Source organism: Amycolatopsis albispora, from assembly GCF_003312875.1.
GTDB lineage: Bacteria > Actinomycetota > Actinomycetes > Mycobacteriales > Pseudonocardiaceae > Amycolatopsis > Amycolatopsis albispora.
Genome location: NZ_CP015163.1, coordinates 8,693,469 through 8,716,800, shown reverse-complemented (window position 1 = coordinate 8,716,800; position 23,332 = coordinate 8,693,469). Strand labels below are relative to the sequence as shown.

25 protein-coding genes and 1 tRNA gene are annotated in these 23,332 nt (G+C 70.7%); 11 read left to right on the top strand and 15 right to left on the bottom strand.

Annotated features, from left to right (window positions below; all coding sequences use genetic code 11):
• Window positions 1-3: 3 nt before the first annotated feature.
• The gene (locus tag A4R43_RS40495) at window positions 4-648 is read left to right on the top strand and encodes a hypothetical protein (RefSeq protein ID WP_113696920.1); all 645 of its coding nucleotides are present in this window, start codon (window positions 4-6) and stop codon (window positions 646-648) included.
• 312 nt (window positions 649-960) lie between these two features.
• Here A4R43_RS40495 and A4R43_RS40490 read toward each other — a convergent pair whose 3' ends face one another.
• Window positions 961-2,106, bottom strand: coding sequence for a polysaccharide lyase family 7 protein (locus A4R43_RS40490; RefSeq protein ID WP_113696919.1), 1,146 nt, complete (start codon window positions 2,104-2,106; stop codon window positions 961-963).
• Window positions 2,107-2,239: 133 nt separating this feature from the next.
• Here A4R43_RS40490 and A4R43_RS40485 point away from each other — a divergent pair, with 133 nt between their 5' ends.
• The 6 genes from A4R43_RS40485 (at window position 2,240) to A4R43_RS43085 (ending at window position 8,148) form a co-directional block, all read left to right on the top strand.
• A complete protein-coding gene (locus tag A4R43_RS40485) occupies window positions 2,240-3,016 on the top strand; it encodes a polysaccharide lyase family 7 protein (RefSeq protein WP_113696918.1) in 777 nt (258 codons plus the stop codon).
• A gap of 43 nt (window positions 3,017-3,059) precedes the next feature.
• Window positions 3,060-4,811, top strand: coding sequence for a serine/threonine-protein kinase (locus tag A4R43_RS40480; protein WP_162788772.1), 1,752 nt, complete (start codon window positions 3,060-3,062; stop codon window positions 4,809-4,811).
• A gap of 369 nt (window positions 4,812-5,180) precedes the next feature.
• On the top strand, window positions 5,181-5,624 hold the full coding sequence (locus A4R43_RS44345) for a hypothetical protein (RefSeq protein ID WP_236808578.1): 444 nt from the start codon (window positions 5,181-5,183) through the stop codon (window positions 5,622-5,624).
• 75 nt (window positions 5,625-5,699) lie between these two features.
• Entirely contained in the window at window positions 5,700-6,578 is an 879-nt protein-coding gene (locus A4R43_RS40470; RefSeq protein ID WP_113696916.1) for a hypothetical protein, read from the top strand.
• 338 nt (window positions 6,579-6,916) lie between these two features.
• Window positions 6,917-7,960: an HD domain-containing protein gene (locus A4R43_RS40465; protein WP_162788771.1), complete on the top strand. Its 1,044-nt coding sequence runs from the start codon at window positions 6,917-6,919 to the stop codon at window positions 7,958-7,960.
• 14 nt (window positions 7,961-7,974) lie between these two features.
• The gene (locus tag A4R43_RS43085; RefSeq protein ID WP_162788770.1) at window positions 7,975-8,148 is read left to right on the top strand and encodes a hypothetical protein; all 174 of its coding nucleotides are present in this window, start codon (window positions 7,975-7,977) and stop codon (window positions 8,146-8,148) included.
• Window positions 8,149-8,206: 58 nt separating this feature from the next.
• Here the strand turns inward: A4R43_RS43085 and A4R43_RS40460 are convergent.
• Window positions 8,207-8,279, bottom strand: a tRNA-Asn gene (locus tag A4R43_RS40460).
• Window positions 8,280-8,435: 156 nt separating this feature from the next.
• Here A4R43_RS40460 and A4R43_RS40455 point away from each other — a divergent pair.
• Window positions 8,436-8,660, top strand: coding sequence for a hypothetical protein (locus A4R43_RS40455; protein WP_113696914.1), 225 nt, complete (start codon window positions 8,436-8,438; stop codon window positions 8,658-8,660).
• Here A4R43_RS40455 and A4R43_RS40450 read toward each other — a convergent pair.
• From A4R43_RS40450 to dnaG, 3 genes are read right to left on the bottom strand one after another with little or no spacing between them, the layout of a single operon-like run.
• Window positions 8,657-9,412, bottom strand: coding sequence for a trans-aconitate 2-methyltransferase (locus A4R43_RS40450; RefSeq protein WP_113696913.1), 756 nt, complete (start codon window positions 9,410-9,412; stop codon window positions 8,657-8,659). The two genes, A4R43_RS40455 and A4R43_RS40450, sit on opposite strands and share 4 nt — an antisense overlap.
• Window positions 9,413-9,429: 17 nt before the next feature.
• Window positions 9,430-9,951 (bottom strand): hypothetical protein, encoded by a 522-nt coding sequence (locus A4R43_RS40445; RefSeq protein ID WP_113696912.1) that lies wholly within the window; start codon window positions 9,949-9,951, stop codon window positions 9,430-9,432.
• 5 nt (window positions 9,952-9,956) lie between these two features.
• A complete protein-coding gene (gene dnaG, locus A4R43_RS40440; RefSeq protein WP_113696911.1) occupies window positions 9,957-11,843 on the bottom strand; it encodes a DNA primase in 1,887 nt (628 codons plus the stop codon).
• A gap of 62 nt (window positions 11,844-11,905) precedes the next feature.
• Here dnaG and A4R43_RS40435 point away from each other — a divergent pair, with 62 nt between their 5' ends.
• Window positions 11,906-12,832, top strand: coding sequence for a sigma-70 family RNA polymerase sigma factor (locus A4R43_RS40435; protein WP_113696910.1), 927 nt, complete (start codon window positions 11,906-11,908; stop codon window positions 12,830-12,832).
• Window position 12,833: 1 nt separating this feature from the next.
• On the opposite strand, the gene A4R43_RS40430 is transcribed toward A4R43_RS40435, so the two are convergent.
• The 4 genes from A4R43_RS40430 to A4R43_RS40415 all read right to left on the bottom strand — a co-directional run bounded on the left by A4R43_RS40430 (window position 12,834) and on the right by A4R43_RS40415 (window position 17,040).
• On the bottom strand, window positions 12,834-13,751 hold the full coding sequence (locus A4R43_RS40430) for a glutamate ABC transporter substrate-binding protein (RefSeq protein ID WP_113696909.1): 918 nt from the start codon (window positions 13,749-13,751) through the stop codon (window positions 12,834-12,836).
• Window positions 13,752-13,784: 33 nt separating this feature from the next.
• Window positions 13,785-14,720 carry a glutamate ABC transporter substrate-binding protein gene (locus A4R43_RS40425; protein WP_236808575.1) on the bottom strand — a complete coding sequence of 312 codons (936 nt, stop codon included), beginning with the start codon at window positions 14,718-14,720 and terminating at the stop codon, window positions 13,785-13,787.
• Between the two features lie 342 nt (window positions 14,721-15,062).
• The gene (locus A4R43_RS40420) at window positions 15,063-15,653 is read right to left on the bottom strand and encodes a carboxymuconolactone decarboxylase family protein (protein WP_113696908.1); all 591 of its coding nucleotides are present in this window, start codon (window positions 15,651-15,653) and stop codon (window positions 15,063-15,065) included.
• A gap of 25 nt (window positions 15,654-15,678) precedes the next feature.
• Window positions 15,679-17,040, bottom strand: coding sequence for an MFS transporter (locus A4R43_RS40415; RefSeq protein WP_113696907.1), 1,362 nt, complete (start codon window positions 17,038-17,040; stop codon window positions 15,679-15,681).
• Window positions 17,041-17,136: 96 nt separating this feature from the next.
• Between A4R43_RS40415 and A4R43_RS40410 the strand changes: the two genes are divergently transcribed.
• Window positions 17,137-17,625 carry a MarR family winged helix-turn-helix transcriptional regulator gene (locus tag A4R43_RS40410; protein ID WP_236808572.1) on the top strand — a complete coding sequence of 163 codons (489 nt, stop codon included), beginning with the start codon at window positions 17,137-17,139 and terminating at the stop codon, window positions 17,623-17,625.
• Here the strand turns inward: A4R43_RS40410 and A4R43_RS40405 are convergent.
• A complete protein-coding gene (locus tag A4R43_RS40405; RefSeq protein ID WP_113696906.1) occupies window positions 17,622-18,734 on the bottom strand; it encodes a serpin family protein in 1,113 nt (370 codons plus the stop codon). The two genes, A4R43_RS40410 and A4R43_RS40405, sit on opposite strands and share 4 nt — an antisense overlap.
• A 10-nt stretch (window positions 18,735-18,744) precedes the next feature.
• A complete protein-coding gene (locus A4R43_RS40400) occupies window positions 18,745-20,013 on the bottom strand; it encodes a deoxyguanosinetriphosphate triphosphohydrolase (protein WP_113696905.1) in 1,269 nt (422 codons plus the stop codon).
• Between the two features lie 140 nt (window positions 20,014-20,153).
• On the opposite strand from A4R43_RS40400, the gene A4R43_RS40395 reads away from it, so the two are divergent.
• Window positions 20,154-20,498 carry a hypothetical protein gene (locus tag A4R43_RS40395; RefSeq protein WP_236808569.1) on the top strand — a complete coding sequence of 115 codons (345 nt, stop codon included), beginning with the start codon at window positions 20,154-20,156 and terminating at the stop codon, window positions 20,496-20,498.
• A gap of 58 nt (window positions 20,499-20,556) precedes the next feature.
• On the opposite strand, the gene A4R43_RS40390 is transcribed toward A4R43_RS40395, so the two are convergent.
• The 4 genes from A4R43_RS40390 to A4R43_RS40375 form a co-directional block, all read right to left on the bottom strand.
• Window positions 20,557-21,210, bottom strand: a complete 654-nt coding sequence (locus A4R43_RS40390; protein ID WP_113696904.1) for a YdcF family protein — start codon at window positions 21,208-21,210, stop codon at window positions 20,557-20,559.
• Between the two features lie 161 nt (window positions 21,211-21,371).
• Complete coding sequence (locus tag A4R43_RS40385) at window positions 21,372-21,977, bottom strand: response regulator transcription factor (protein ID WP_113698210.1); 606 nt, start codon at window positions 21,975-21,977, stop codon at window positions 21,372-21,374.
• On the bottom strand, window positions 21,974-22,192 hold the full coding sequence (locus tag A4R43_RS40380) for a hypothetical protein (RefSeq protein WP_113696903.1): 219 nt from the start codon (window positions 22,190-22,192) through the stop codon (window positions 21,974-21,976). Before A4R43_RS40380 ends, A4R43_RS40385 begins: the two co-directional genes overlap by 4 nt.
• On the bottom strand, window positions 22,189-23,319 hold the full coding sequence (locus A4R43_RS40375; protein WP_236808567.1) for a sensor histidine kinase: 1,131 nt from the start codon (window positions 23,317-23,319) through the stop codon (window positions 22,189-22,191). The genes A4R43_RS40380 and A4R43_RS40375 overlap by 4 nt, the downstream gene beginning before the upstream one ends.
• Window positions 23,320-23,332 lie beyond the last annotated feature (13 nt).

Here is a 23,332-nt window from a genome sequence, read left to right as displayed (position 1 = left end):
CCGATGTCCACTGCGGAAACCACTCTTGACCACCGGGCGGTGCGCCTCACCGCGCCGGTCGGCGCGGCCGTCTTCCTCGGTTCGTACCTGGCCGTGGACCTGGTCGCCGGCGACGCGGAACGGCCGCTGCCCGATGCCCCGGCGACAGCCATCTTCGACTACGTGACCGGCAATGCCACCGGGGTCGCGATGACCGGTGTCATGCAGCTCGTTTCGGTACTGGGACTGGCGTTGTTCGTGCACGCCGTCCGGCGCGTGCGCGGCACCGGCGCGAGCCATCTCGTGGGCTACGCCGCGGTCGTGGCGATGTGCCTTTCGGTGACCGCGTCCTTCGTGACGGCCGCGTTCGGCGCCGACCTGTCCGCGAGCACCGTCGCGGCGATCACCAAGGGCGGCTTCTACGCGGGCGGCGTCGGGCACGTCGTGCTGCTGGGCACCTATGTGTGGCTGACGCGCGGCGCCTTCCGAGCACGTGCGATCCGGATCTTCGGTGCCGTCGCGGCGGTCCCGGCGTTCCTGTCGCTGAGCTCGCTGCTGTTCTACTACGGGAACGCGTTCATCCTGCTGGGACGGCTGCTGGGCATGGCGTGGATCATCGTCGCGGCGGTCGCCGCCGTCCGCGGTGGTGTGCGACGAGTCGCCAGTTGACAACTCGCCGAGGGTGGTCGGTCGCCGTGCACGATCGACCACTCTGGCCCCGACGACCTTCGCCGCCAGGGCGGCAATGCCGCGCAAGGCCTCACCGTCGCGCCCGGTCAAACCGGCGTTCGCGACCCCACGAGCACCGCCAGCCCCACGCCGATGCCGACCTGCATCGCGGTGTTGGCCATCCCCCAGACTCCATCCAGATTTCGGACGTGGCGCTGTCCCGCGTGGCGGATCATGCGGCTTCGCCTGTTGTCGAGACGACCACCGGCGAGCTGCGCCGCCGGTGGTCGTCTCGTGTTTGCCGCAGCCTTACTAGCCGCTGTGGGTGACGTTCAGGGCGTAGATCTTCACCTCGCCGTAGTTGCTGCTCGAGCAAGGCGACGACTTTTCGCAGTTGGCCTGCGTGTAGGCGCCTGCCTTGAAGTACCCGCCGGTGAAGCTGTCGGAGATGGTGGTCTGCAGTACGCCGTTGTAATAAGCCTTGATCTTGCCGCCGCTCACCTCGAACTTCGCCTGGAACCTGGTGCCGAGCACGTAGTTGTCGTCGACCAGCTTGTGGTCGGAGGTGTCGCCCTTGGTGACGTAGAGCTTCTTGCCCTCCAACCGGAACACCGAGACGTCGTCGTCACCGCCGTGGATCTGGCCGGCGACCACGTCCGGCTTTTCCTTGGGCTGCGCGGTGATGGCCTGATCGATGGTCATCGTGTGCGTTCCCGAGGTGGACGACCAGCTGGCCTTCGACGAGCCCTTCATTTCCCGCAGTTCCGAGCGCGGGTAGCTGGAACCGCTGGTGGTCACCCCGTTGACGGCGGCGCGGAACTGGACAGCCTCGCAGTCCGGCGTCGCGGTGAACCACGGGTCGATCGAGTACGTCGCGAGTTCCGGTTGCTCGACGTTCTTCGGCTTCTCGTCCGCGCCGATGGGCAAGCCGATGTACCAGTTCTCGAGATCCAGCACGTCAGCCGGGTACGCGCAGGTGCCACCATTGCCGTCGGCGCCGAGCACGGCCGCTTCGGTGATGCTGGTCCAGTCGTTGCCCGTGTTCCCGTGCCCGACCACGCGCACGTACCTGGCGGACGCGTCGGCGAAGTCGTAGTTCTGCGGCGCGAGCGTGGTGCCACTGGACACTTTCCCTGCCAGCGCGGTCTTCCACGACGTCCCGTCGCTGGAAAGCTTGATGTCGAAGGTGTTCTTCCTGGTGTCGCCCTTGTGCCAGGCCAGTGACACCGAACCGACCGTCTGCGCCGTGCCGAGGTCGTACTGGATCCACACCCCGTCGCCCTCGGCGGACCACCGGGTCCCGAGATCGTTGTCCAGCGTGTTGGCCGGGACGTTGCCGTCGTCCGCGCTGGCGGTCACGCCCGCGATCTGCAGCGGGGAACCCGCGGCGACCGCGGTGAGCGTTCCCGGTACCCCGAGCGCGACCACCGCCAGCACTACGCCAAGCGTGCGTTTCATCGAGCCTCTCTTCGATCGGAACAACTAGGAACAACGATGACGCGCCCAAGGTGGCAAACCCCGTGGGGGACCGGTCCCCCGAGCGATCACCTAGCCTCCGCTGGCAACACGGGCCCAGCACGATCGGAGAAGAATGCGGACGATCAAACTGTTCGCCGGCGCTTTCGCCGGCGCGGCCACGCTGGCCCTGGTGCCGGTGGCGACCGCCCAGGAGAACTCCCCCGCCTGCACCCGCCCCGCGCAGGTCCTGGACCTGCGCAACTGGAAGATCACCCTGCCGGTCGACGACCCGGACCAGCCTGGAGCCCAGCCGCTGGAGGTCCAGCAGCCCCAGCTCAAGCGCTACGGGCTCGACCCGTGGTTCGTGCCCACCGCGGCCTGCGACGGTGTCCGGTTCCGCAGCGCGGTCAACGGGGTGACCACACCCAACAGCAGCTATCCCCGGTCCGAACTGCACGAGATGACCCGCGGCGGCACACAGCCCGTCAGCTGGTCCCCCACCTCCGGAACGCACACGATGGAGATCGACCAGGCCATCACGCACCTGCCCAACGACAAGCCGCACGTGGTCGCGGGCCAGATCCACGACGGTCAGGACGACGTCACCGTCTTCCGGCTCGAAGGGGAAAAGCTCTACGTCACCAACGGGGACGACCCGAACTTCGCGTTGCTCGACGACCACTACGTGCTCGGCACCAGGTTCCAGGCGAAATTCGAAGTGAGCGGCGGCAAGATCAAGGCCTACTACAACGGCGTGCACAAGGTGACGCTGCCGGCCACCTTCGACGGCGCCTATTTCAAGGCCGGTGCCTACACCCAGGCCAACTGCGCGAAATCCGTGCCCTGCGACCCCGGCAACTTCGGGCAGGTGATCATCCACCGGCTCGCCGTGACCCATCGACCCTCGTGATCAGGGGCTCACGCAGCGCAGCGGGCTGGCTACACTGGCTTGCGTGCGCACGGGAGACGTGATCGACGGGCGTTACCAACTCGAGGAAGTCCGAGGCGGCGGGGCCGGCGGCATGGTCTGGACCGCCTTCGACCGCAAGCTCAAGCGCACGGTGGCGCTCAAGCGCCCGCACGCCATGGTCAGCGAGGCCGACCGCATCCAGTTCTGCCGGGAGGCCGAGACAGCGGCGCAGGTGCAGCACCCGAACGCGATCTCGATCTTCGACACGGTGGAGGCGGATGGCTGCTGGCTGGTGATGGAGTACCTGCCAGCGGAAAGCCTGGACCGGGTGCTGGCCGAGTGCGGGCCGCGCCCACCGGAGTGGGTGGCCACGGTGGGCGCGCAGATCGCCGCCGCGCTGGCCGCGCTGCACCAGCGCAAGATCGTGCACCGCGACGTGAAGCCGGGCAACGTGCTGGTCACCGAAGACGGCGTGGCCAAGCTGACCGACTTCGGCATTTCCGTCTGGCGCGAGGTGACCTGGACCCACGACGGCAATTTCAGCGGTACGCCCGCTTACGCCGCGCCAGAGGTGGCGAGCGGGCATCCGGCCGACGAAGCGTCAGACGTGTTCTCCTTGGGCGCGACGCTGTTCACCGCGCTCGAAGGTGTCCCGCCGTTCGGCGCCGGTGAACCAGGCGAGGTGCTGGAACGCGCCCGCCGAGGTGAGGTCGAAAGCTCCGCCCGTGCGGGCCCGCTGGCGCCAGTGCTGGCGGAAATGCTGGCCGCGCAACCACTTCGCCGGCCGACCGCCGACCAGGTGCGACAGCGGCTCGAGGCCATCGCCGGTGCCGACCGGATCGGCCCGCCACCCGCCGGGGTCGTTCGCCCGCCGTGGTGGCGCCGCCGTCACGTCCAGGTGCTCGCGGTGCTCGTGCTCGCCGCGACGATCTCCGCCACCACCCTGGTGCCCACGCTCTGGAAGACCGAACCGGCGGCGGATCTGGTCGGTGACGAGCACACGGTCGCGCCGTGCGCCCTGGTCGATCCGGAGGCGCTGAGCACGCACTTCGGTGTACCGGCGCGCTTGCACAGCGCGCTGGGCAACTTCAACCGCTGCGACGTGATCCTCGGGCCGCCCGGAGCGGATGCCGCGACCGCGATCGACATCGAGGTGCAGTTGCTGCGGCTCAAGCGACATCCCGTCGTCGGCGAACTGTACGAGGACGAAGGCCCGCCGGGTGACGACGAATGCGCCCAGCAGGTGCCGGTGGACGAGCGGTTCGGCATCCAGGTCGCGGCGAAGGGCAGCCAGCCCCAGGACCAGCTCTGCGTCACCGCGAAGGTGGCGGCGGACCAGGTGCGCGGTGTGCTCGAGCGCGGCCCGATCCCGCGTCGCGAACAACCGCTGGCGCCCAGTTCGCTGGCCCACATCGACGCCTGCGCGCTGCTCGACAACACCGCACTGGCCGTCTATCCCGCCATCGACGCCACCGCCGGAGCGCGGGGCTTCGGCGGCTGGCGCTGCCGGTGGTACAGCACGGCGGACCAGGTCAGCGTTCTGCTGCGGTACGACCAGCACTCCAGCACCTCCCCCGTCGAAGGCGATTCGATCCCGTTCCCCGGTCATGAAGCGCACATCGACGCCGAAAGCGAGGCGTGCACCGTGCACGTCGTCCACCGACCGGCCGGTCGGCCCGCCGGCCCCACCATCGAGCTGATGGTGCTCACCGTCGAAGGCCCGCGCCCGGATGCCCAGTACTGCCCCCGCGCGATCGGCCTGGCCGAGGCCGCGGCCGCCCGGCTGCCGCGGTGAGGGAGGGGTCCCCTGACGGTCGGCCAGACTGGCGGTCACGGGAACGCAGGAGGCAGGAATGAGCCACGAAAGCCTTGCCCGCGGTGTGCCGCCGGCGGCCGCGAGCACCGTCGTCGCGCTCACCGTCCCGGCCGGATCACCGCCGGCCCGGCGGAAGGGCGCACCATCCGGTTCGGCCGCAACCGCACCGAGGTCGACCTGCCCGTCGGTGAGACCGATCCCCGGGTCAGCCGCCAGCACGGCCTGCTGGTCCGGCGCGAGGCACACTGGTGGGTCAGCAACACCGGCAGGCTGCCCATCCGGCTGCCGAAGACCACGTGGCTGTTCCCCGGAGAGGATCCGCTGCCGCTGCCCACCGGCTACACCCCGATGTTCATCCGCGGCTCCCGCGACCGCGAGCACCTGCTCGAGCTGTACATCACCGGCGAGGACGGCGGCCAGCCCGCGGTCCGGCCCGACGCGGTCACCCACCAGCCCAGGCAATGGCCGCTCTCACCGGACGAACGGCTGCTGCTGGTGGTGCTGGGGCAGCGTTATCTGCTCCACGACGCCAATCCGCAGCCGATCTCACGTCAGCAGGCCGCGCTGATGCTCGCCGAGTTGCAGCCGGACGCGAACTGGAGCGTCAAGCGGGTCGAGCACCTCGTCACCGACGTCCGCCTGCGGCTGTCCGCGGCCAGCGTGCACGGCCTGTTGCGGGAGGAGGTCGGGGAACCGGTCGGCAACACCCTCAACGACAACCTGCTCCGGGAACTGATCCTGTCCACCACGCTGGTGCCGCCGGATCTGGCCCTGCTCGACGGCTTGTCCTGAGTTGGTGCTGGTGACCCGCCGCGCCCTGTACCGGAAATGTAGGGCGGGTGGACCACCCGCGCGTAGACCAGGTGCATGCGGAACGCTCTGCGGCTCGGTGCCGCCGCCCTGATCCTGTGCAGCCTCGCCGCCTGCGGGGCGCCGGACGAGCCCGCGGCACCACCGGCCGCACCGCCACCCGCGCCGAGCCCGCCCGCGCCGCCGCCCACCCCCGCCCAGGTGGACTGGCTGAACCGCTTCTGCCAGGCAGCAAAGGTGTTCCTGCTGCCCCCGGAACCGCCGCGGGACCTGCGCGACGAGTTCACCGCGATGGACCTCAGCTCCTACCTGAGCACGGTGAGCACCTCGCTGAGCAGCATCAGGCACCAGAGCACCACCCTCGCCCCGGAAACGTTCCCACACGGCAAGGAACTCGTCGACGCCTACACCACCGCGGCGGAGCAACTGGGCAACAAGGTCGACGAGTACTCACGCCAGTACACCGCCGCCGAGGACGTGTTGCGCGGGTACGTCACCGAGACCACCGAGGCACTCAAGACACTGCGGCCGCAAGGACTCGACCTCCCCACGCTGGTGGCCACCGACGGCACCGTCGCGCAGGCACACCAGCAAGCCGAAAAGTGCCAGCCGCCCAAGGAAGAGGGCAAGCCATCCACCGCGCCCGTCGAGCTACCCGCGGCGAAGGACGGCGAAAGGCTCTCCGCCTGCTCGGACGGCCGGTGCGAGGTGCTGGTCTCCGCCGGAGCCGAGGTGCCCGCGCCGAAACGGTTCGGCTTCGAACTCATCCGGGTGCGCGCCATCGCCGACGGTGTCCTGCAACTCGGCGCGAAGGTCAGCGGCGGTTCGATGACCTCGCCACTGGACACCGGCCGCGCCACGATCATGAACGGACTCGAGGTCAAAGCCGTGGCCGTCGGCGACGGCAAAGCCGTGCTGAGCCTGGCACCCGCGTGACAAGACCGAGGCCAGCACAGCGTCCGCAACCTCGATATGGAGCACTACCTCAGCCTGGGCGGGTGCTCATGCCCTCAGCCGACATCATTCGGCCTGTTTCGGCGGGGATTGTGCACCGTGAATGCGGCAGTACTCGCTGCTGACCTCGCCGCGCCGCTACCATGGACCGGCTGCACACGGTACCGGTGCCCGAATTCGGCGGGGTACGACTGCGGGCGAAAGACTTCCGGCCTTCTGGAACCCTCCAAGAAGCGCGAGCCGCCGCAGCGTCGCGACTCGCGAACCTGCGAGCCGAGGTTGCCAACCTGCTCCATGAGCGATCGTGAGGTATTGAGTTATTGCGTGCGGTAGCCGAAATTCTGGGCCGAGACGAGTTCTACGCGGACCCGCTCTGGCGGGTGGAATTCCGTTTGACCCCGCTGGAGCGCCGGTTGCTGCGGTGCTGGCCGGTACGGCGGTTGCAATTCGTCGCTCACGCCGGAGCCGCGGTGGTGAGCACCCACCAGACCTATTCCCGGTTGGAGCACAGCCTCGGCCTGTTGTCATTGGTGGCACACTTTGCCCCGAACGATGAACCAGCCAGGCTCGCCGCGCTGTTGCACGACGTCGGACACCTCCCCTTCAGCCACACGTTCGAGGGTGTCGCAGGCCTCTCGCACCACGAGCTAGGAGTCCAGCGCATTCGAGAGCTGGGACCGATCCTGGCCGAATACGGCGTGCGCGTCGAGGACGTACTCGCTGTCGAAGGCAGTGCGCCCTCCGTGCTATGTGGCCGTCGAGGCGTGCTGAAGCTGGACCACCTGGAATCCTTCATACGCAGCGGCCGTGCGCATGCGCGGCTACGCGAGTCACCGCCGGAGACGCTGGCCCGGTTGCGGCTCATCGACGGCGAGGTGCACACCGACGGTGACACCGCCCATTATCTCGCCGAGCTGGCAATCGGTGAAGCGGAATACCTCTGCAGCTGGGAAAACGTGGTTCCCACCGCCGTGCTGCGCGGCCTGGCCACCATGCTGCTCAGCGACAGCGCCACCACCCACGGCATCACCGAGGCAACGGATGACGAACTGTGGGCCATGCTGCTTGCTGACCCGCGCACTCAAGCGGATGCGCGACTACTGCGGCGCGATCCACTCGGCTGGGACGTCCACCCCGCCGACCACACCGACGGTCATCCCTACGAACTGCGCCACCTCTACCTCGACACCGCCTGCGTCGAGAGCGAACCGTTACCTCTGCCCGCCCACCAGTTGCGGCAGCTGCCCTGGCGCTGCGTGGTCGCCCGCCGCGGCATCGACGGAAACGATCCGGAGGCGGATCACGCCGCGATCGGGCAGACGCGCAGCTGGCACTGGTCGCACGCCGCGCGGGGGCGCCGCTGATCGCCGTCGCGATCGTGGAGACGGCCACCGCGTGGCTGGATCCCAGCAACGTCATCCACCGGCTCAAGGAAGCCTTCACCGAGTGCGGCTACGGCTGGGTCACCAGCCACGTCTTCCGCAAGACCGTCGCCACCGTGCTCGACGAAGCCAACCTGCCCACGGGGGCCATAGCCGACAGTGTGGTGTGATCCTGCACTCCGCCGGGGGTACACACAACGAAGCCCAGGTCGTTGACCTGGGCGGATGCTCCCCCGATTGGACTCGAACCAATAACCTGCCGGTTAACAGCCGGCTGCTCTGCCAATTGAGCTACAGGGGATCACTGGCCCGGCCGGAGCGCTCCGGCCTGACACGAAGAACTCTAGCCCATGCCCATCCGGCCCCGCGCACCCACCCCCACCCCGTCCGCGCCCGGCCCGCCGCCGGGAGCTGGGGGACAATGGAACCCGAGCGAGCTACAGGGAGGCGCACGGAGATGAAGAAGTTCCTGCTGGGCGCGGCGGTGGGCTACGTACTCGGCGCGCGGGCCGGCCGCAGCCGTTACGAGCAGATCGTCCGCACCTACCGCAAGCTGGCCGACCACCCCGCCGTGCAGGGCGCGGCCGGGATCGCCAGGGCCAAGGTGGGCGAGAAGCTGCCGTTCGGCGAGCGACCCAGCCACAGCACCAACGGGCACCGGGCGCGGGAGCACCAGGGCTAGCCCACCCGCGCCACGGTGAAGACGCGGCGGAACGGGAACCACGTGGTGCCATCCGCGTTCGGCGGGTAGGCGTCGCGCAGCAGCGAGCCCAGCTCGTGCCGGAACCGGGCCCAGTCCGCCGCGTCCAGCGCCGCCCTGATCGGGCGCAGCACCGTGCCGGTGATCCACTCCAGCACCGCGTCCTCCCCGGTCAGGCGCTGCACGTAGGTGGTCTCCCAGGCGTCGACAGCGCAACCCCGCGCCGCCAGCAGTTCCGCGTACTCCTGCGGCTCGCTGACCACGTTCTCCTCGCGGAAGCCCAGCGAGCGCGACCAGCGCGCGGTCGCCACCAGCTTGCGCACCAGCGCGTGCGACGGCGCACGGAAATTGCCGGGCACCTGCATCGCGAGCCACGCCCCGGACGGCAGCGCGTCCACCCATCGGGTGAGCACTTCGTGGTGGGCGGGCACCCACTGCAACACGGCGTTCGTGATGAGCACGTCGGTGTCGGCGGGCGGCTGCCAAGTCACTACGTCGCCCAGGTCCGCCTGGACGCCGTTGGCCCGCGCCGCCTCGATCATCTCGGGGGAGCTGTCGAACGCCTCCACCACCGCGTCCGGCCAGCGCTCGGCCAGCGAGGGCGTCAGGTTCCCCGGCCCGCACCCGGCGTCGACCACCCGGCGCGGCTCGGTGGCTCCGACCCTGGCCAGCAGCTCGTGGAACGGGCGCGCGCGTTCGTCCTGGTAGTCGAGGTACTTCACCGGATCCCACATACAGTACGACTGTACTGCTAGGCCTCCGGATCCACCAGCTTCTTCACCGCGTCCTCGGCGATGGCGGCCACCAGGTCCGCGTCCACCCCCGGATCGGCACGGACCTGCAGCACGGTGCCGTCGGTGCCCGGCACCTTCCGCCGCAGGAACCAAGCCCCGCCACCCGGCAGCTCCTGCCGGTGCCGCGCGCGGATCGAGCCGTCGACGCGCTGGCGCACCATCGGCGGCACCTTGCCCGGCGACTCGACGCCGAACCGCACCGGGGCGCGGTCGGTCAGCAGCACGGCGCCACCCGCCTGCCCGGTTTCCTCGGCCTCGGTCACGGTGAGTGATCCTTCGGCCCAGGCCGCCTTGCTGATCAGGTGCCAGCCGATGCGGCGCTGTTCCCCGCCCTCGGGCACCCACAGGCCGAACTGCGTCACCACCAGGTACCCGCCGCCGGTCACCTTGGCGGTGGCCAGCGCGTCCTCACCCGCGGCCAGCTCGCCCGCGAAGTCCTCGGGCAGCCGGTCGCCGAACAGGCGCTTGAAGAACCCCATCCGGCTCAGTCCAGCCCGCCGACGGCCTGCTGCCGCAGGGCTTTCCGGTACTCCTCCAGCGCCACCAGGTCACCGAACAACGCGCGGTAGTCGTCCGGCGCCTCCACCGGCGACAACCGGGTCAGCTTCGACTTGATCTCCTGGATCTGCCTGCCGACCAGGTTCTCCTGGATCGCGGCGAGCACGCTGGAGACGTACCGCGCGTCGGCTTCTTCCTTGGCGTGCATCGGTTCCACCGCCAGCTCGCCGAGCACCCGGCGCACCATCCCTTGTGGACAGTGCTGCGAGGTGGCGTCGAGCAGCGCGGGCCCGGCCATGCCACCGGCGGCCCCACCGGCCTCGCGGATCGCCTTGCGGATGGCCAGGTACGCCGGGTGCGTGAACGCCTCGTCGGGCAGCGCGTCGAACTCGGGACCGGCCAGCGCGGGCTCCTGCAGCGCGGCCTTGAGCGTCTCGCGCTGCACGGTCAGGCGCGGGTCGGTGGGATTGGGCCGCGGCACGTCCTGCCCGTTCGCCGCGCTCGCCCCGGACGGCCGCTCGGCCAGGGCCCGCCCGCCCTTGCCGCTGGCGACCGCGCGCACCCGCTTGACCACGGTCGCCTCGTCCGCCCAGCCGACCCACCAGGCCAGCTTGGTGGCGTAGCCGTCCCGCTTGGCGCGATCCCTGATCTGCGCCACCATCGGCACCATCTTCTGCAGCGCGGCGACCTGCCCGTCCACCGACTCCAGGTCGTAGGACTTGAGCATGCTGCGGATGGCGAACTCGAACAGCGGGATGCGCCGCGCCACCAGGTCGCGCACCGCGGTGTCGCCCTTGGCCAGCCGCAGCTCGCACGGGTCCATGCCGTCCGGCGCCACCGCGATGTAGGTCTGCCCGGCGAAGGTCTGGTCGCCCTCGAACGCCTTGAGCGCGGCCTTCTGCCCGGCCTCGTCACCGTCGAAGGTGAAGATCACCTCACCGCGGAAGGCGTCGTCGTCCATCAGCAGCCGGCGCAGCACCTTCATGTGGTCCTGGCCGAACGCGGTGCCGCAGGTGGCCACCGCGGTCGGCACCCCGGCGGCGTGCATGGCCATCACGTCGGTGTAGCCCTCGACGATCACCACCTGGTGCCGCCGCGAGATCTCCTTCTTCGCCATGTCCAGCCCGAAGAGCACCTCGGACTTCCGGTAGATCGGGCTCTCGCTGGAGTTGAGGTACTTGGCTTCGATGCGGTCGTCGTCGAACAGCCGCCGCGCGCCGAAGCCGACCACGTCGCCGCCGAGGTCCTTGATCGGCCACAGCAGCCGCCGGTGGAACCGGTCGATCGGCCCCTGCCTGCCCTCGCGCACCAGCCCGGACTTGATCAGCTCGGTCAGCTCGAACCCGCGCTTGAGCAGGTACTTGGTCAGCTTGTCCCAGCCGCTGGGCGCGTACCCGCAGCCGAAGGTCTTCGCCGAGACCGGGTCGAACCCGCGCTCGTTGAGGAAGTCGCGGGCCATCCGGCCCTCCTCGCCGAGCAGCTGCTCGGCGTAGAACTCGGCGGCGGCCTTGTGCGCCTCGACCATGCGCGAGCGGGTGCCGCGGTCGCGCTGCACGCTCCCGCCGCCGCCCTCGTAGGTCAGCCGCAGGCCCACCCGGTCGGCGAGCCGCTCCACCGACTCGACGAAGGTGAGCTTCTCCAGGTCCATCAGGAACTTGATGACGTCCCCGCCGACCCCGCAGCCGAAGCAGTGGAAGGTGCCGTGCGTGGGGCGGACGTTGAACGACGGGGTCTTCTCGTCGTGGAACGGGCACAGCCCCTTCAGCGCGCCGCCACCGGCCCGCCGCAGCGCCACGTACTCGCCGACGACCTCATCGATCCGGTTGCGGTCACGCACCTCCGCGATGTCGCTTTCCCGGATCCGTCCCGCCACACCGCCACTCTAGTGCGCGGCCTCGGCGGCCCCGCAGGCACCGGATGGGGCAGACTCGGGGTATGGCCGTCACCGGGGATCTGCTGGCAGAGGAGTTCACCGCCCACCGCGCGCACCTGATCTCGGTGGCCTACCGGCTGACCGGCTCGGTGGCCGACGCCGAGGACGCGGTGCAGGAGGCGTGGCTGCGGCTGGCCGGGCTCTCGGAGGAGCAGCGCGCCGCCATCCGCGACCCGCGTGGCTGGCTGACCACCGTGGTCGGGCGGATCGGGCTGGACAGGCTGCGCTCGGCGGCCGCGCGCCGCGAGCGGTACGTCGGGCAGTGGCTGCCCGAGCCGATCGTGTCCGGCTTCGGCCCGCGCCCCAGCGAGGACCCGCTCGAGGTGGCCGTGCGCGACGACGGCGTGCGCATGGCGGCGATGGTGGTGCTCGACCGGCTCGGCCCCGAGCAGCGCGTGGCCTTCGTGCTGCACGACGCGTTCTCGGTGCCGTTCGCCGAGATCGCCGAGATCCTCGGCTGCTCACCGGCCGCCGCGCGGCAGCACGCCTCCCGCGGGCGCCGGGCACTGGAGGAGGCCGAACCGCCGCCCCGGGCGCCGCTGGCCGAGCAGCAGGCCGTGCTCGAGCGGCTGATGGCCGCGCTGACCTCCGGTGACGTGCGCGCGGTCGCCGAGGTGCTGCACCCCGACGTGGTGCTGATCGGCGACTCCAACGGCAAGGCCCGCACCACGCGCCAGATCATGGTCGGCGCGGACAAGATCACCCGCTTCTTCACCGGCGTGTTCGCCCAGTACACCGACGACGCGGTGGCCGGGGCGCGGCCGCTGCTGGTCAACGGCGATCTCGGGCTGTACCTGCCGCCCGCCCCCGGCGACGCCGACCACCACCCGCTGGACGCGCACGTGTCCACCTTCGTGGTCCGCGACGGCCTGGTCGTGGCGATCTACGACCAGGCGAACCCGGAGAAGCTGACCCACCTGCCCGACTGAGTCAGGAGCCGGGCACCGATCCGATGGCGGGCGGCTTGGGCGGGTCGCCCGGCACCACCTGGCCGAGGGTTTCGGTCCAGTTCTCGCCCCACAGCCCGCTCTGCTGGATCTTGCCCAGCCAGTCGTTGACCACCTTCTTGAACGCCTCGTCGCCGTGCCGGATGCCGATGCCGTAGGCCTCCTCGGTGAACGGCTCGCTGACGATCTGGATCTTGTCGTTGAGCTGCGCCGTCCCGGCCAGCAGCGTCATGTCGTGCACGTAGGCCACCGCGGTGCCCGCTTCGAGCGCCTGGATGCACTCGGTGGCCGCGCCGTAGGTGGTCAGCTGCACGCCCGGCGCGCTCTGCTTGATCGCGTCCACGCTGGTGGTGCCGGAGACCGCGACCACCTTCTTGCCGGCCAGGTCGGCCGGGGTGGAGATCTTGTTCTCCGTGCTCAGCGTGGCGATGGCCTGCCCGGAGACCAGGTACGGCCCGGCGAAGCTGATCTTCTCCGCGCGCTGCGGGGTGATGGTGTAGGTGCTGATCACCACGTCGACCGTGCCGGTCTGCAGCACGGCTTCACGCGTCTCGGAGATCGACCGCACCACCTTCACGTTCGGCTCGCCGATGAGGTACTTCGCCAGCAGCTTGCCGAGCGTGGCGTCGAAGCCGACGGTCTCCCCGGTGATCGGGTTCCGCTGGGACATCAGCGGCAGGTCCAGCTCGCCACCGACGAGCAGCTGCCCGCGTTCGCGGATCGCGGCGGCCGTCGGGCTGGCCGCGATCTCCGCGGCGGAGGCCACCGGCGCCCGGTCGAGCAGGCTCAGCTGGGCGGGTGGCGCCGCGGGCGGTGCCTGCCCGCCGCTGCACCCGCTCAGCGCCACCAGGCACACCGCACCCAGTGCCAGCCCCGTCCGCAGCCAAGACGCCGTTGTCACGCCGCGTTCCCCTCTCGTGGGCGTTGGTGGGCGTCACGACCCCGGAACGGACCCGATCTGCGGTGGCGCCGGCGGCTGACCGGCGACGACGGTGCCCAGCGACTCCTTCCACAGCTCTTCCCAGATCCCGGCCTGCACGATCTTGCCCAGCCAGTCGTTGACGAACTTCTTGAACTCGGTGTCCCCGCGCGGCAGGCCGATGCCGTAGGGCTCGCTGGTGAACGGCTCGCCGATGACGCGGATCTTGTCGTTGAGCCTGGCCGCGCCGGCCAGCACGGTCAGGTCGTGCACGTAGGCCACCGCCTGCCCGGCCTCCAGCGCCTGGATGCACTCGTTGGCCGTGCCGAAGGTCTTGATCTGCGCGTCCGGGGCCACCTTCTCCAGCGCGTCCACGCTGGTGGTGCCCGCGACCGCGACCACGGTCTTGCCGTTGAGGTCGGCCGGCTTGGTGATCGAGCGCTCGCGGCTGAGCGTGGCGATCGACTGGCCGGACATCAGGTACGGCCCGGCGAAGGCCACTTTCTGCGCGCGCTGCGGGGTGATGGTGTAAATCCGGATGACCGCGTCGACCGTGCCGACCTGCAACAGCGCCTCACGGGTCTCCGGGGTGGCTTTCGCGATCTTGACCGACGATTCCCCGATGATGTATTTCGCCAGCAGCTTTGCCAGCGTCGCGTCGAAACCTTCGGTTTCACCGGTAATGGAATTCCGCTCGGAAAGCAGTGGCAGGTCCAGTTCCCCGCCGACGATCAGCTGCCCGCGCTGCCGGATGGCGGTCGCGGTGGGACTCGCCGCCAGCTCCGCCGCACTGGCCACCGGCGCCCGGTCGAGCAGCCCGCCCGGCCCCGGCGCGGGGCTCGGACCAGCGGTACCCGGGGTGTTCGAGCCACCACACGCGGTCAGCGCGACCAGTCCGGTGACCGCCGCGGCCATCGCCAGCCAGCGGCGCGCCGGAAACGCCCTCACCATGTAAGACCCACGCTCCATTCATCATCCCGCGGCCGTGCCGGAGCCCATCTCCAATAGACGCCGGCAGCACTGACTGGCCCCCGAGACTTCCCAGCCGGAGCACACAAAACCCGCTCTTGGCGCAACCATAACCAGGGCGAACCACTAATTGTTAGCCCGAATTTCGGTGAGTGATAAACCAACTCCGTTAATGAATTGCACGATCTTGGCAGCAAGCCGTGAATGCGCGAGCAGGCCGGGCGCAACGGGCCAGGACCGGGTTGCGGGTGCCGTCACGGCACCCGCAATCGATCTTGTCCAGTGATGTTTCCGTGACCTGCACGGCGATTAATCGGAAACTGCTTAACCGGCCGCCCGGCCGATCTCGGTGACCTGGGGCACCCGGCAGGCCCCCCCCGAGGTGAAGCCCTGCTCGGTGATGTCCAGCGCGTTGTTCATCCGGGCACGCATGTTCTCCAGGCCGATCTGGTAGGTCAGCTCCAGCACGCCCTTGCGGCCGAACTCGGCCTCCAGCTCGGCGACCTGCTCGTCGGTCACGGTGACCGGCGTCGCGGTCATCGCGTCCGCGTAGGCCAGCGCGAGCCGCTCCTGCGGGCTGTACAGCGGCGAGTCGGCGTAGTCGTCGATCGCCTTGAGCCGGTCGATGTCGAGGCCCTCGTGCTTCTGCAGCATGGTGCCGAAGTCGATGCACCACGAGCAGCCGAGCCGCACCGCCGTGCGGTACACCGCCAGCTCGCGCACGTTGACCGGCAGCTCGTTCGACACCTTCTCGGCGAACAGCTCGGTCACCAGCCCGGCACGCAGGACACGCGGGTTGTGCGCGCTGACCGCCATCGGCTCGGGCAGCGCGCCGAAGCGGCGGCGGGCGATCCTGGCGATGACACGCAGCACGAGGCCGCCGCTCTTGACGTCCAGCGCGGGAATACGGGGCATGATCCCTCTCCTTCGTTCGTCGGTCTCACGAGGGGGACGAGACGACTTCTCCGGCTGTGACAGGCCGGGGTGAGCAGGTGGCGGCGATCACCATGGCGACCGCGGCCGCGCCGAAGACCACGGTCAGCCCCGCCGCCTCGAAACCCCCGGTGACCAGCAGCGCGAGCCAGCCGAGCACGGTGGTCCCGGCCACCCCGCCCGCCTGCCTGGCGAAGGTGAACACGCCCATCGTGGCGCCCATCTCGGCCGGCGCGGCGCGGCCCTGGGCGAGCACGGTGTAGGCGGAGACCACGAGCATGAAGCTGCCGCCGGTGAGCACCAGCCCGGCCGCCATCAGCACCACCCCGCCGGTGTGGATCGACACCGCGATCAGCGCCAGCCCGGCGACGCCGGTGAGGCAGCCCCAGCGGCCCCACGCGGTCATCCGGGGCCAGCGGCGCGCCAGCACCGCGAAACAGCTCGAGACGAGCAACGAGCCGCCCGTCATGGCCAGCAGGAGCAGCCCGGCCGCGCTCGGGTCACCCCGCACGCCGAGCGTGATCACCAGCGAGACGTAGGTGAAGGTGCCGTAGAGCGCGACGCCGGCGAGCGTGGTCGCCAGCACCGAGCGGACCACCACCGCGTCGGCGAAGATCCGGCGCGGGATCAGCGTCTGCGTCCTGGCGAAGGCGTACCCGGCCACCACCGCGGCCACCGCCAGCACCGGCGTCCACAGTGGACTTCGCGCCAGCTCGGGCACGGTGCCCAGCGCGGTGGCCGCCGCACCCGCCACCGCCAGCAGTGCCGAGCCACGGAGGTCCAGCCGTCCGGCGGGGCGGTCGGCACGGCGGCCGGGCAACCCGGCCATGCCGAGCACCAGCGAAACCACGCACAGCGGGAGGTTGAACCAGAACAGCCAGCGCCAGCCGAAGGCGTCGGCCACCAGCCCGCCGGCCGGCGGCCCGGCGAGCGAGGCGACCGCGCCGACGGCCACCTGCCAGCCCTGCCGCCGGATCAGCTCGGTGCGGTCGAACAGCTCGCCGAGCGCCGCCATCGCGCCGACGATCAGCCCGCCCGCCCCGAGACCCTGCACGGCGCGCCCGGCGATCAGCGAGCCGATGTCCCCGGCCACCGCGCACCAGGTGGATCCCGCCGCGAGCAACACGATCGACAGCACAAAAGCCGCTTTTCGCCCATACAGATCACCGAAGCGGCCGTGGACCGGCGTGGAGACCGTGGTGGTGAGCAGTGACGCCGCGGTGACCCCGGCGACCGCGGGCCCGGCGTCCAGCTCGGCGCCGATCAGCGGCAGCGCGGTCACCACCACCGTCAAATCCAGCTGTGCCAGCAACATCCCGAGCAGGACCCCGGCGAAGGCGAGCGTGCGCGTACGCTGATTCGTGTGCATATCGCACACATTAACGCGTGCAATATGCACGCATCAAGGGCATGGCAGGATGTCCGGCCATACCCGCATGGGTGATCTTGGTTCGAGGAAAGGCTCGTGAGCTCCGAGGTGACCGAAAACGAGAAAGCCCGGCCCGCGCCGAACGGCGGCGGACCGGCCTTGTTCCGGTTGGTCAGGTTCTGGTCGCGCCGGTGGGCGCCCGAGGTGGTGGAGCGGCTCTACGAGGGCGCCCCGCAGACGTGGACCGTGCAGAACCTCTACGTGATCGACGCGATCCACAGCGCGGCGCAGGCGGATCCGGAGGTGACCGTGGCCGACGTGGCGCGGCAGCTCGGGCTGGACCGCTCGGTGGCGAGCCGGATGATCACCGACGCCGTGCGCGACGGCTTTGTGCTCCGGGAAACCTCCGGGCAGGACGCCCGCCGCGCCCGGCTGTCGCTGTCACCGGCGGCCGAGAAGTTCCTCGACGCCACCCACGAATACCAGCGCGCGGCCTTCGCCGAACTGGTCGCGCACTGGCCAGCCGAAGACCGGCGGCGCTTCGCCGGCTACCTGGGGCGGCTGGCCAAGGAAGTGCTGCGTTAGCCCGTCGCCGGATTGGTGACCCTGGCCAGGAAGTAGACCGCACCGGTGCCGGTGTGCCGGACCAGCAGCAGGAACGGCCGGTCCACGGTGACCGGCACCGGGTCGCCGACCGGCAGCGAGACCATCCGGATCATCGCCGCGGTGGCCGCCGCGCCCTCCAGGCCGCTCTCGTCGATGCGCAGCACCGCCTGGTGCAGCACGTCCGAAACCAGCAGCCGCGGGTCGGGGCTGAGGCCGGACAGGTCCGCCTCCGGTGTGAACAGCGTCCGCACGCCGAGCGCCTTGAGCACGGCGGTGAGGTCGGTGCGCAGGTCCAGTTCGAGCTTCGGCAGCGCCAGGCTCACCTGGGTGAACCGCTTGGCGGACAACAGTTCCGCCAGCCGCCCGGCGTCCAGCTCCGCCTCCGCGGCGGCCAGCTCGCCGTCGGGCAGCAGGACGACCGCCTCCACGTCGCCGACCGCGGGCAGGCCGACCACCTGCCAGCCGTCTTCGTGCGCGTAACCGAGCTGCTCGGTCAGGTGCATGGTCGGCACCTCGACCGGGCCGCCCGGCGCGCGGAAGGGGGCCGGGCGGGTGGCGCCCTCGCCGAACGGGTTGGTCCACGCGGTCTTCAGGTAGAGCGCGTTGACCACGGCGGCGACGGTGTCCGGGCCGACCGAGCCGGGGGTGAGCAGTTCGGGGATCAGGTCGTGCGTGGTGGCCGCGATGTCGGCGTTGATCAGCCGCCGCGCGCCCTCGGGGTCACCGACAAAGGGCGCGCTCGCGACCGAGCCGTTCGCCCAGGCCGTCAGCTCGCCGGCGAACTCGGCACGCAGTTCCAGCTCGTCCCAGGCCCAGAGCGTGTTGGCCACTTCGAGCACCGGGGTGTCCTGGTGGTCCGGCCCCTGCAGCTCCGCGGCTTCGCGCAGGAGCTTGGCGTGGGCGTCCACCTCGCCGAGCAGCCGGACCAGTTCCTCGGCGGACTTCCCGCGGGCCGCTCTGGCCACCAGCGCCAGCGCACTGGCCGCGGAGTACGGCGAAAAGCAGGTGGCGCCCGATCCGGCCTCGGCGTGCAGGGCCAGAGCGAAGCGCAGGTGACTGGTTTCGGCTGGGTCTGCTGGGACTCCCATGGCACCGACCCTACGCGTGACGACCCGTGTGCCACGAGTGCCAAGCGTGGGCTTGTGCGTCAGTGAGCGAGGCGACCTGGTCGATCACCACGCGCAGGCGCGCGGCGTCGTCGGCCGCGGCGGTCCAGGCTGGCTGGAAGATCGGGTCCAGTGGTTCGGGCGCCTGCCTGGCCAGCACCTCGACCAGCTCGATGAGCAGCTGCCGCTGGCCGTCCTGCATGGCCAGCCGCCGCGGGTCGCTCATCACGTACCGCAGCGCCAATGCCTTGAGCACGGCCACCTCGGCACCCACCTGCTCCGGCACCGCCAGCGAAGCGGCGTACCGGGTCAGCGGGCCGTCGCCGTGGGCCTCCCTGGTGCCGGTGACCGCCGCCGAGGCGAACCGGCCGACCAGCTCGCTGGTCATCCGCTTGAGCGCCACCTGGGCGCCGAGCGAGGCGTCGTAGCGCTCGGCCAGCTCCTTCACCACCGGCAGTTCCAGCAGCCCGCGCGCCGCACCCTCCAAAGTGGACACCGGGGCGGCGGAGAAGTGCTTGGCCGCCAGTTCCGCCAGCGCGGCCCGCTCCTGCGAGTCGGCCAGCACGCGGAACGAGATGCGCCCGGCGAGCACGCCGTCCTCCACGTCGTGCACCGAGTAGGCCACGTCGTCGGCCCAGTCCATGATCTGGGCCTCCAGGCAGGTGCGGCCCTCCGGCGCGCCCTCGCGCATCCAGCGGAACACGCCGAGGTCGTCGGCGTACACCCCGAACTTGGCCACCCCGGCGGTGCGCGGCCACGGGTACTTCGTCGCCGCGTCCAGGCAGGCCCTGGTCAGGTTGAGCCCGGCGGTCTCCGGCCCGTCGAGCACCTTCGGCTCGAGCCTGGCCAGGATGCGCAGCGTCTGCGCGTTGCCCTCGAACCCGCCGCAGGGCTGCGCCGCCTCGTTCAGCGCGTGCTCGCCGTTGTGGCCGAACGGCGGGTGGCCGATGTCGTGCGCCAGCCCGGCGGTGTCCACCAGGTCCGGGTCGGCGCCCAGCTCCTCGGCGATGCCGCGGCCGATTTGGGCGACCTCCAGCGAATGGGTCAACCTGGTGCGCGGCACCCCGCTCACCTCGGTGCCCTCACCGGGGCCCACGACCTGCGTTTTCCCGGCCAGCCGGCGCAGGGCAGCCGAGTGCAGCACCCGGGCCCGGTCACGCGCGAACGCGCTGCGGGCGTCGGCCCGCGCGCCCGCGAGCACCGCGCCCTTGGGCGGCTCGGCGAGCCTTCGCTCGGCGTCGTGCGCCGTGTAGGAGTTCACCTCCGCCAGCTTAACCGCCCCGGCTTGCCGAAATAGGGGTTCCCCTAGGGACTTTCTCGGGTGCCCGCGGAAAGCAAACCAGGAGACGATTGTGATTCCAGTCACCACGAACACTGGAAGCACGGAGGCGGTGATGAGTTATGACAAGCGCCGAAAGAGCCGAAGTCGTCACTCCTGAGCGAACACCGGTCATCACCCACCGGGCCCGCGCGATGCTGCGCGCGGTGCAGGCGGGCCGGGCCGAGCTGACCGCGAGCTGCGAGCCGGACCTCAGGGTGGACGGCCTGCACTGCAGTGACCAGGCGACTTCCCACGAACTGGCCAGGGCGGGGCTGATCAGGGCGGCCGGACCGGCCCTGCCGGGCACCTGGGTGCGGGCCGAGCTGACCCCGGCCGGACTGGCCGCGCTGGCGCGCCCGATCCAGGGTTACGGGAGCCGGCGGCTCTCCGTGGTGCCGCCGTTACCCGGTGAATCGGCGGCGTGAGAATTGTTTCCGCAAGGCGGGAGAATCACATGATCGGCGGGTGTGGAATAGCGGTTGCTCAGCTGATACCGGTGCCGCCGATATCGTCCGCGGGGCGTTTCGAAAGCCGGTAGTACAGCAGCGCCCCGGTTTCCCGGAAGATGTACTTCGCCTGGGTTTCCCTGGTCTGCACGATCGGGCCGCGGTGGGTCGGCGAGGTCCACGCGTCCAGCCCGACGTCCTCGGCCATCGTCTCCGCCCGCAGTGAGTGCCACGGGTCGCTGACCAGCACCGCGCTGGCCATGCCGCGCCGGTGCACCTCGTCGGAGACCGCGTGGAGCGTGCCGAGCGTGTCACGCCCCTCCCCGACCACGATCGTGTGCTCGCGGGGCACGCCGCGCTCGATCAGCCACCGCGCGCCCGCCTCGGCCTCGGTGTAGCTGTCCCCCTCCGCGGAACCGCCCGAAGTCAGCACGTACTTGGCGACGCCGCTGTCGTAGAGCTGCTTCGCGTGCACCAGGCGCGCGCGGAACACCTCCGACGGCTTGCCGTTGTACTGGGCCGCGCCGAGCACCACGATGACGTCGGCCGGGGAGCGGTCGTCCAGCCTGGCCACCTGCCACACCCGGACCGCGGTGCCGCCGACCACGAGCAGCGCGATCAGCACCGCGCCGACCACGGCACGGCGCACCCAGCGGGCAGCACTCACACGTCCGGGGATTCGCGCAGTCATAGTGGGGAAATCCTGACAGATGCACGCTCCGTAGCGAGTACCCCCTACGGACCAGGCCGGGCCGCCGGGCTCAGGCGGCGGCGGGCGCTCGCAGTGTCACGAATGTGGCTTTCGAGACGTTTGGCGTCTCGAAAGCCACATTCGTGACATCCGGAGGGGGCCTACAGCCAGCCGCGGTCCTCGGCGATGCGGATGGCCTCCGCGCGCGTGCGGGCGCCGGTCTTCCCGATGGCGGCGGACAGGTGGTTGCGCACGGTGCCGTCGGACAGGTGCAGCCGCGCGGCCACGTCGGCCACCGTGGCCCCATCACCGGCGGCGCGCAGTACTTCCAGCTCCCGCCCGGTCAGCGGGCTGGTGCCGGTGGCCAGCGATTCCGCGGCCAGCGCCGGGTCCACCACGCGCAGTCCACTGTGGACCCGCCGGACGGCGTCCACCAGCTGCTCCGGCGGGCTGTCCTTGACCACGAAGCCGGCCGCCCCGGCGGCCATCGCCCTGGCGAGGTAACCCGGCCTGCCGAAGGTGGTGCACACGATGATCCGGCAGCCGGGCAGCGCGGCGTGCAGCTCGGCGGCGGCTTCCAGCCCGTCCTTGCCGGGCATCTGCACGTCGAGCAGGACAACGTCCACTTCGGAGGCACGGGCGAGCGCGACCACCTCGTCGCCCGAGGCCGCCTGCGCCACCACCTCGATGTCCGGCTCCAGCCCGAGCATGGCCGCCAGGGCGCCTCGCACCAGCGCCTGGTCGTCGGCCACCAGCACCCGGATCACGCCACCACCTCCGGCGGCCACGCGCCCCCGGGAATCGCCGATGGCTCCTGCGGCCACTCGCACCCGAAAACCGGCGCCACCTCCCGCTGCCCCTCGCACCAGCGCACCGGCGCCACCTTCCGCGGCCACGCGCCCCCGGGAACCGCCACTGGCTCCTGCGGCCACTCGTACCCGAAGACCGCCGCCGGGTGCATCACCGCCCGCGCCTTGATCACGCCGCTGCCTCCCCCGCGCTCGCTCGTACTCGGAAACCGCCGCCGGTCAGTGGTTCCGCTTGCACCGAGCCACCAACCGCAGCCAGCCGCTCCCCCAGCCCCCGCAGGCCGTTGCCCGGCGCACCGGGTGGGTTCGCGCCGTCGTCGGTGATCTCGATCCAGTCTTCGCCGAGTGAGATCCGTACCACCCGCGCCCCCGAGTGCCGGATCACGTTGGTCACCGCCTCCCGCACCACGTAACCGAACACACCCCGCAGCTCCGGCCGCACGTCGTCCACCGCGGACGGCAGTTCCGCGCGGATCTCCGCGGCCCGCAGCGCCTCACGCGCCCCGGCCAGTTCCGCGGGCAGTGACACCTCGCGGTACTCGGTGACGGTGGCGCGCACGTCCGCCAGCGTGCTCCTGGCCAGCCCTTCGATCGAGCGGATCTCCTCGACGGCGGACCGCTCGTCGTGCGCGGTCTCCAGCATCCGGCGCGCCAGCCCGGCCTTCACCGCGATCGTGGTGATGCTGTGCCCCAGCAGGTCGTGCAGATCGCGAGCCAGCCGCTCGCGTTCGGCGCTGACCGCCAGCGCGGCGATCTCCTCCTGCGCCGCGCGCAACTGCCGCACCATCCGCGAAAGCCTGCCCATGAAGAACATCGCGATGCTCACCGACACCACGGTGACCAGATTCCCCAGCTCCGCGAGGAACCGTCCCTCCACCAGCAGCCAGCCGGTCAGCCCGAGCACCGCGACCCCGTCGACGGCCAGCACGATCGGCGTCGGCAACGCGAAGGCGACCATCGAGATCGAGTACACCATCAGGTACATGTGCTCGTCGCCGAACAGCACCAGCAGCGCGAACCCCGCCACCACGTGCGCGGCGCACCAGGCGAGCCGCGTGCCCACCCGGCGCACCGGCAACAGCACCGGCATCGCCAGGTACCCCGCGCAATAGCCCGCCACCAGCGCGAAGGACAGCACGAGCACCGGCCAGCGGTGCTCGCGCTCCAGCAGCTCGATGCTCGACGGGATGACGAACGGCAGCAACAGCAGCGAGGAGATCACCAGCCAGCGCACCGGGAACCGGCTCGGTCCCGACGTCCGCGACGTGTCCTCCCACCGGCCGTCCCGCCAGTTCACCATCTCGCCCGATCCC

Bases quoted from the DNA above. Each gene is read 5' to 3' on its own strand.
- A4R43_RS40435 (WP_113696910.1), top strand. From the start codon at position 11,906: ATGGCCGTCACCGGGGATCTGCTGGCAGAGGAGTTCACCGCCCACCGC.
- A4R43_RS40390 (WP_113696904.1), bottom strand. From the start codon at position 21,210: ATGACTGCGCGAATCCCCGGACGTGTGAGTGCTGCCCGCTGGGTGCGC.
- A4R43_RS40450 (WP_113696913.1), bottom strand. From the start codon at position 9,412: ATGTGGGATCCGGTGAAGTACCTCGACTACCAGGACGAACGCGCGCGC.
- A4R43_RS40415 (WP_113696907.1), bottom strand. From the start codon at position 17,040: ATGCACACGAATCAGCGTACGCGCACGCTCGCCTTCGCCGGGGTCCTG.
- A4R43_RS40445 (WP_113696912.1), bottom strand. From the start codon at position 9,951: ATGGGGTTCTTCAAGCGCCTGTTCGGCGACCGGCTGCCCGAGGACTTC.
- A4R43_RS40395 (WP_236808569.1), top strand. From the start codon at position 20,154: ATGACAAGCGCCGAAAGAGCCGAAGTCGTCACTCCTGAGCGAACACCG.
- A4R43_RS44345 (WP_236808578.1), top strand. From the start codon at position 5,181: ATGTTCATCCGCGGCTCCCGCGACCGCGAGCACCTGCTCGAGCTGTAC.
- A4R43_RS40470 (WP_113696916.1), top strand. From the start codon at position 5,700: ATGCGGAACGCTCTGCGGCTCGGTGCCGCCGCCCTGATCCTGTGCAGC.
- A4R43_RS40425 (WP_236808575.1), bottom strand. From the start codon at position 14,720: ATGGTGAGGGCGTTTCCGGCGCGCCGCTGGCTGGCGATGGCCGCGGCG.
- A4R43_RS40485 (WP_113696918.1), top strand. From the start codon at position 2,240: ATGCGGACGATCAAACTGTTCGCCGGCGCTTTCGCCGGCGCGGCCACG.
- A4R43_RS40495 (WP_113696920.1), top strand. From the start codon at position 4: ATGTCCACTGCGGAAACCACTCTTGACCACCGGGCGGTGCGCCTCACC.
- A4R43_RS40455 (WP_113696914.1), top strand. From the start codon at position 8,436: ATGAAGAAGTTCCTGCTGGGCGCGGCGGTGGGCTACGTACTCGGCGCG.
- A4R43_RS40420 (WP_113696908.1), bottom strand. From the start codon at position 15,653: ATGCCCCGTATTCCCGCGCTGGACGTCAAGAGCGGCGGCCTCGTGCTG.
- A4R43_RS40405 (WP_113696906.1), bottom strand. From the start codon at position 18,734: ATGGGAGTCCCAGCAGACCCAGCCGAAACCAGTCACCTGCGCTTCGCT.
- A4R43_RS40375 (WP_236808567.1), bottom strand. From the start codon at position 23,319: ATGGTGAACTGGCGGGACGGCCGGTGGGAGGACACGTCGCGGACGTCG.
- A4R43_RS40490 (WP_113696919.1), bottom strand. From the start codon at position 2,106: ATGAAACGCACGCTTGGCGTAGTGCTGGCGGTGGTCGCGCTCGGGGTA.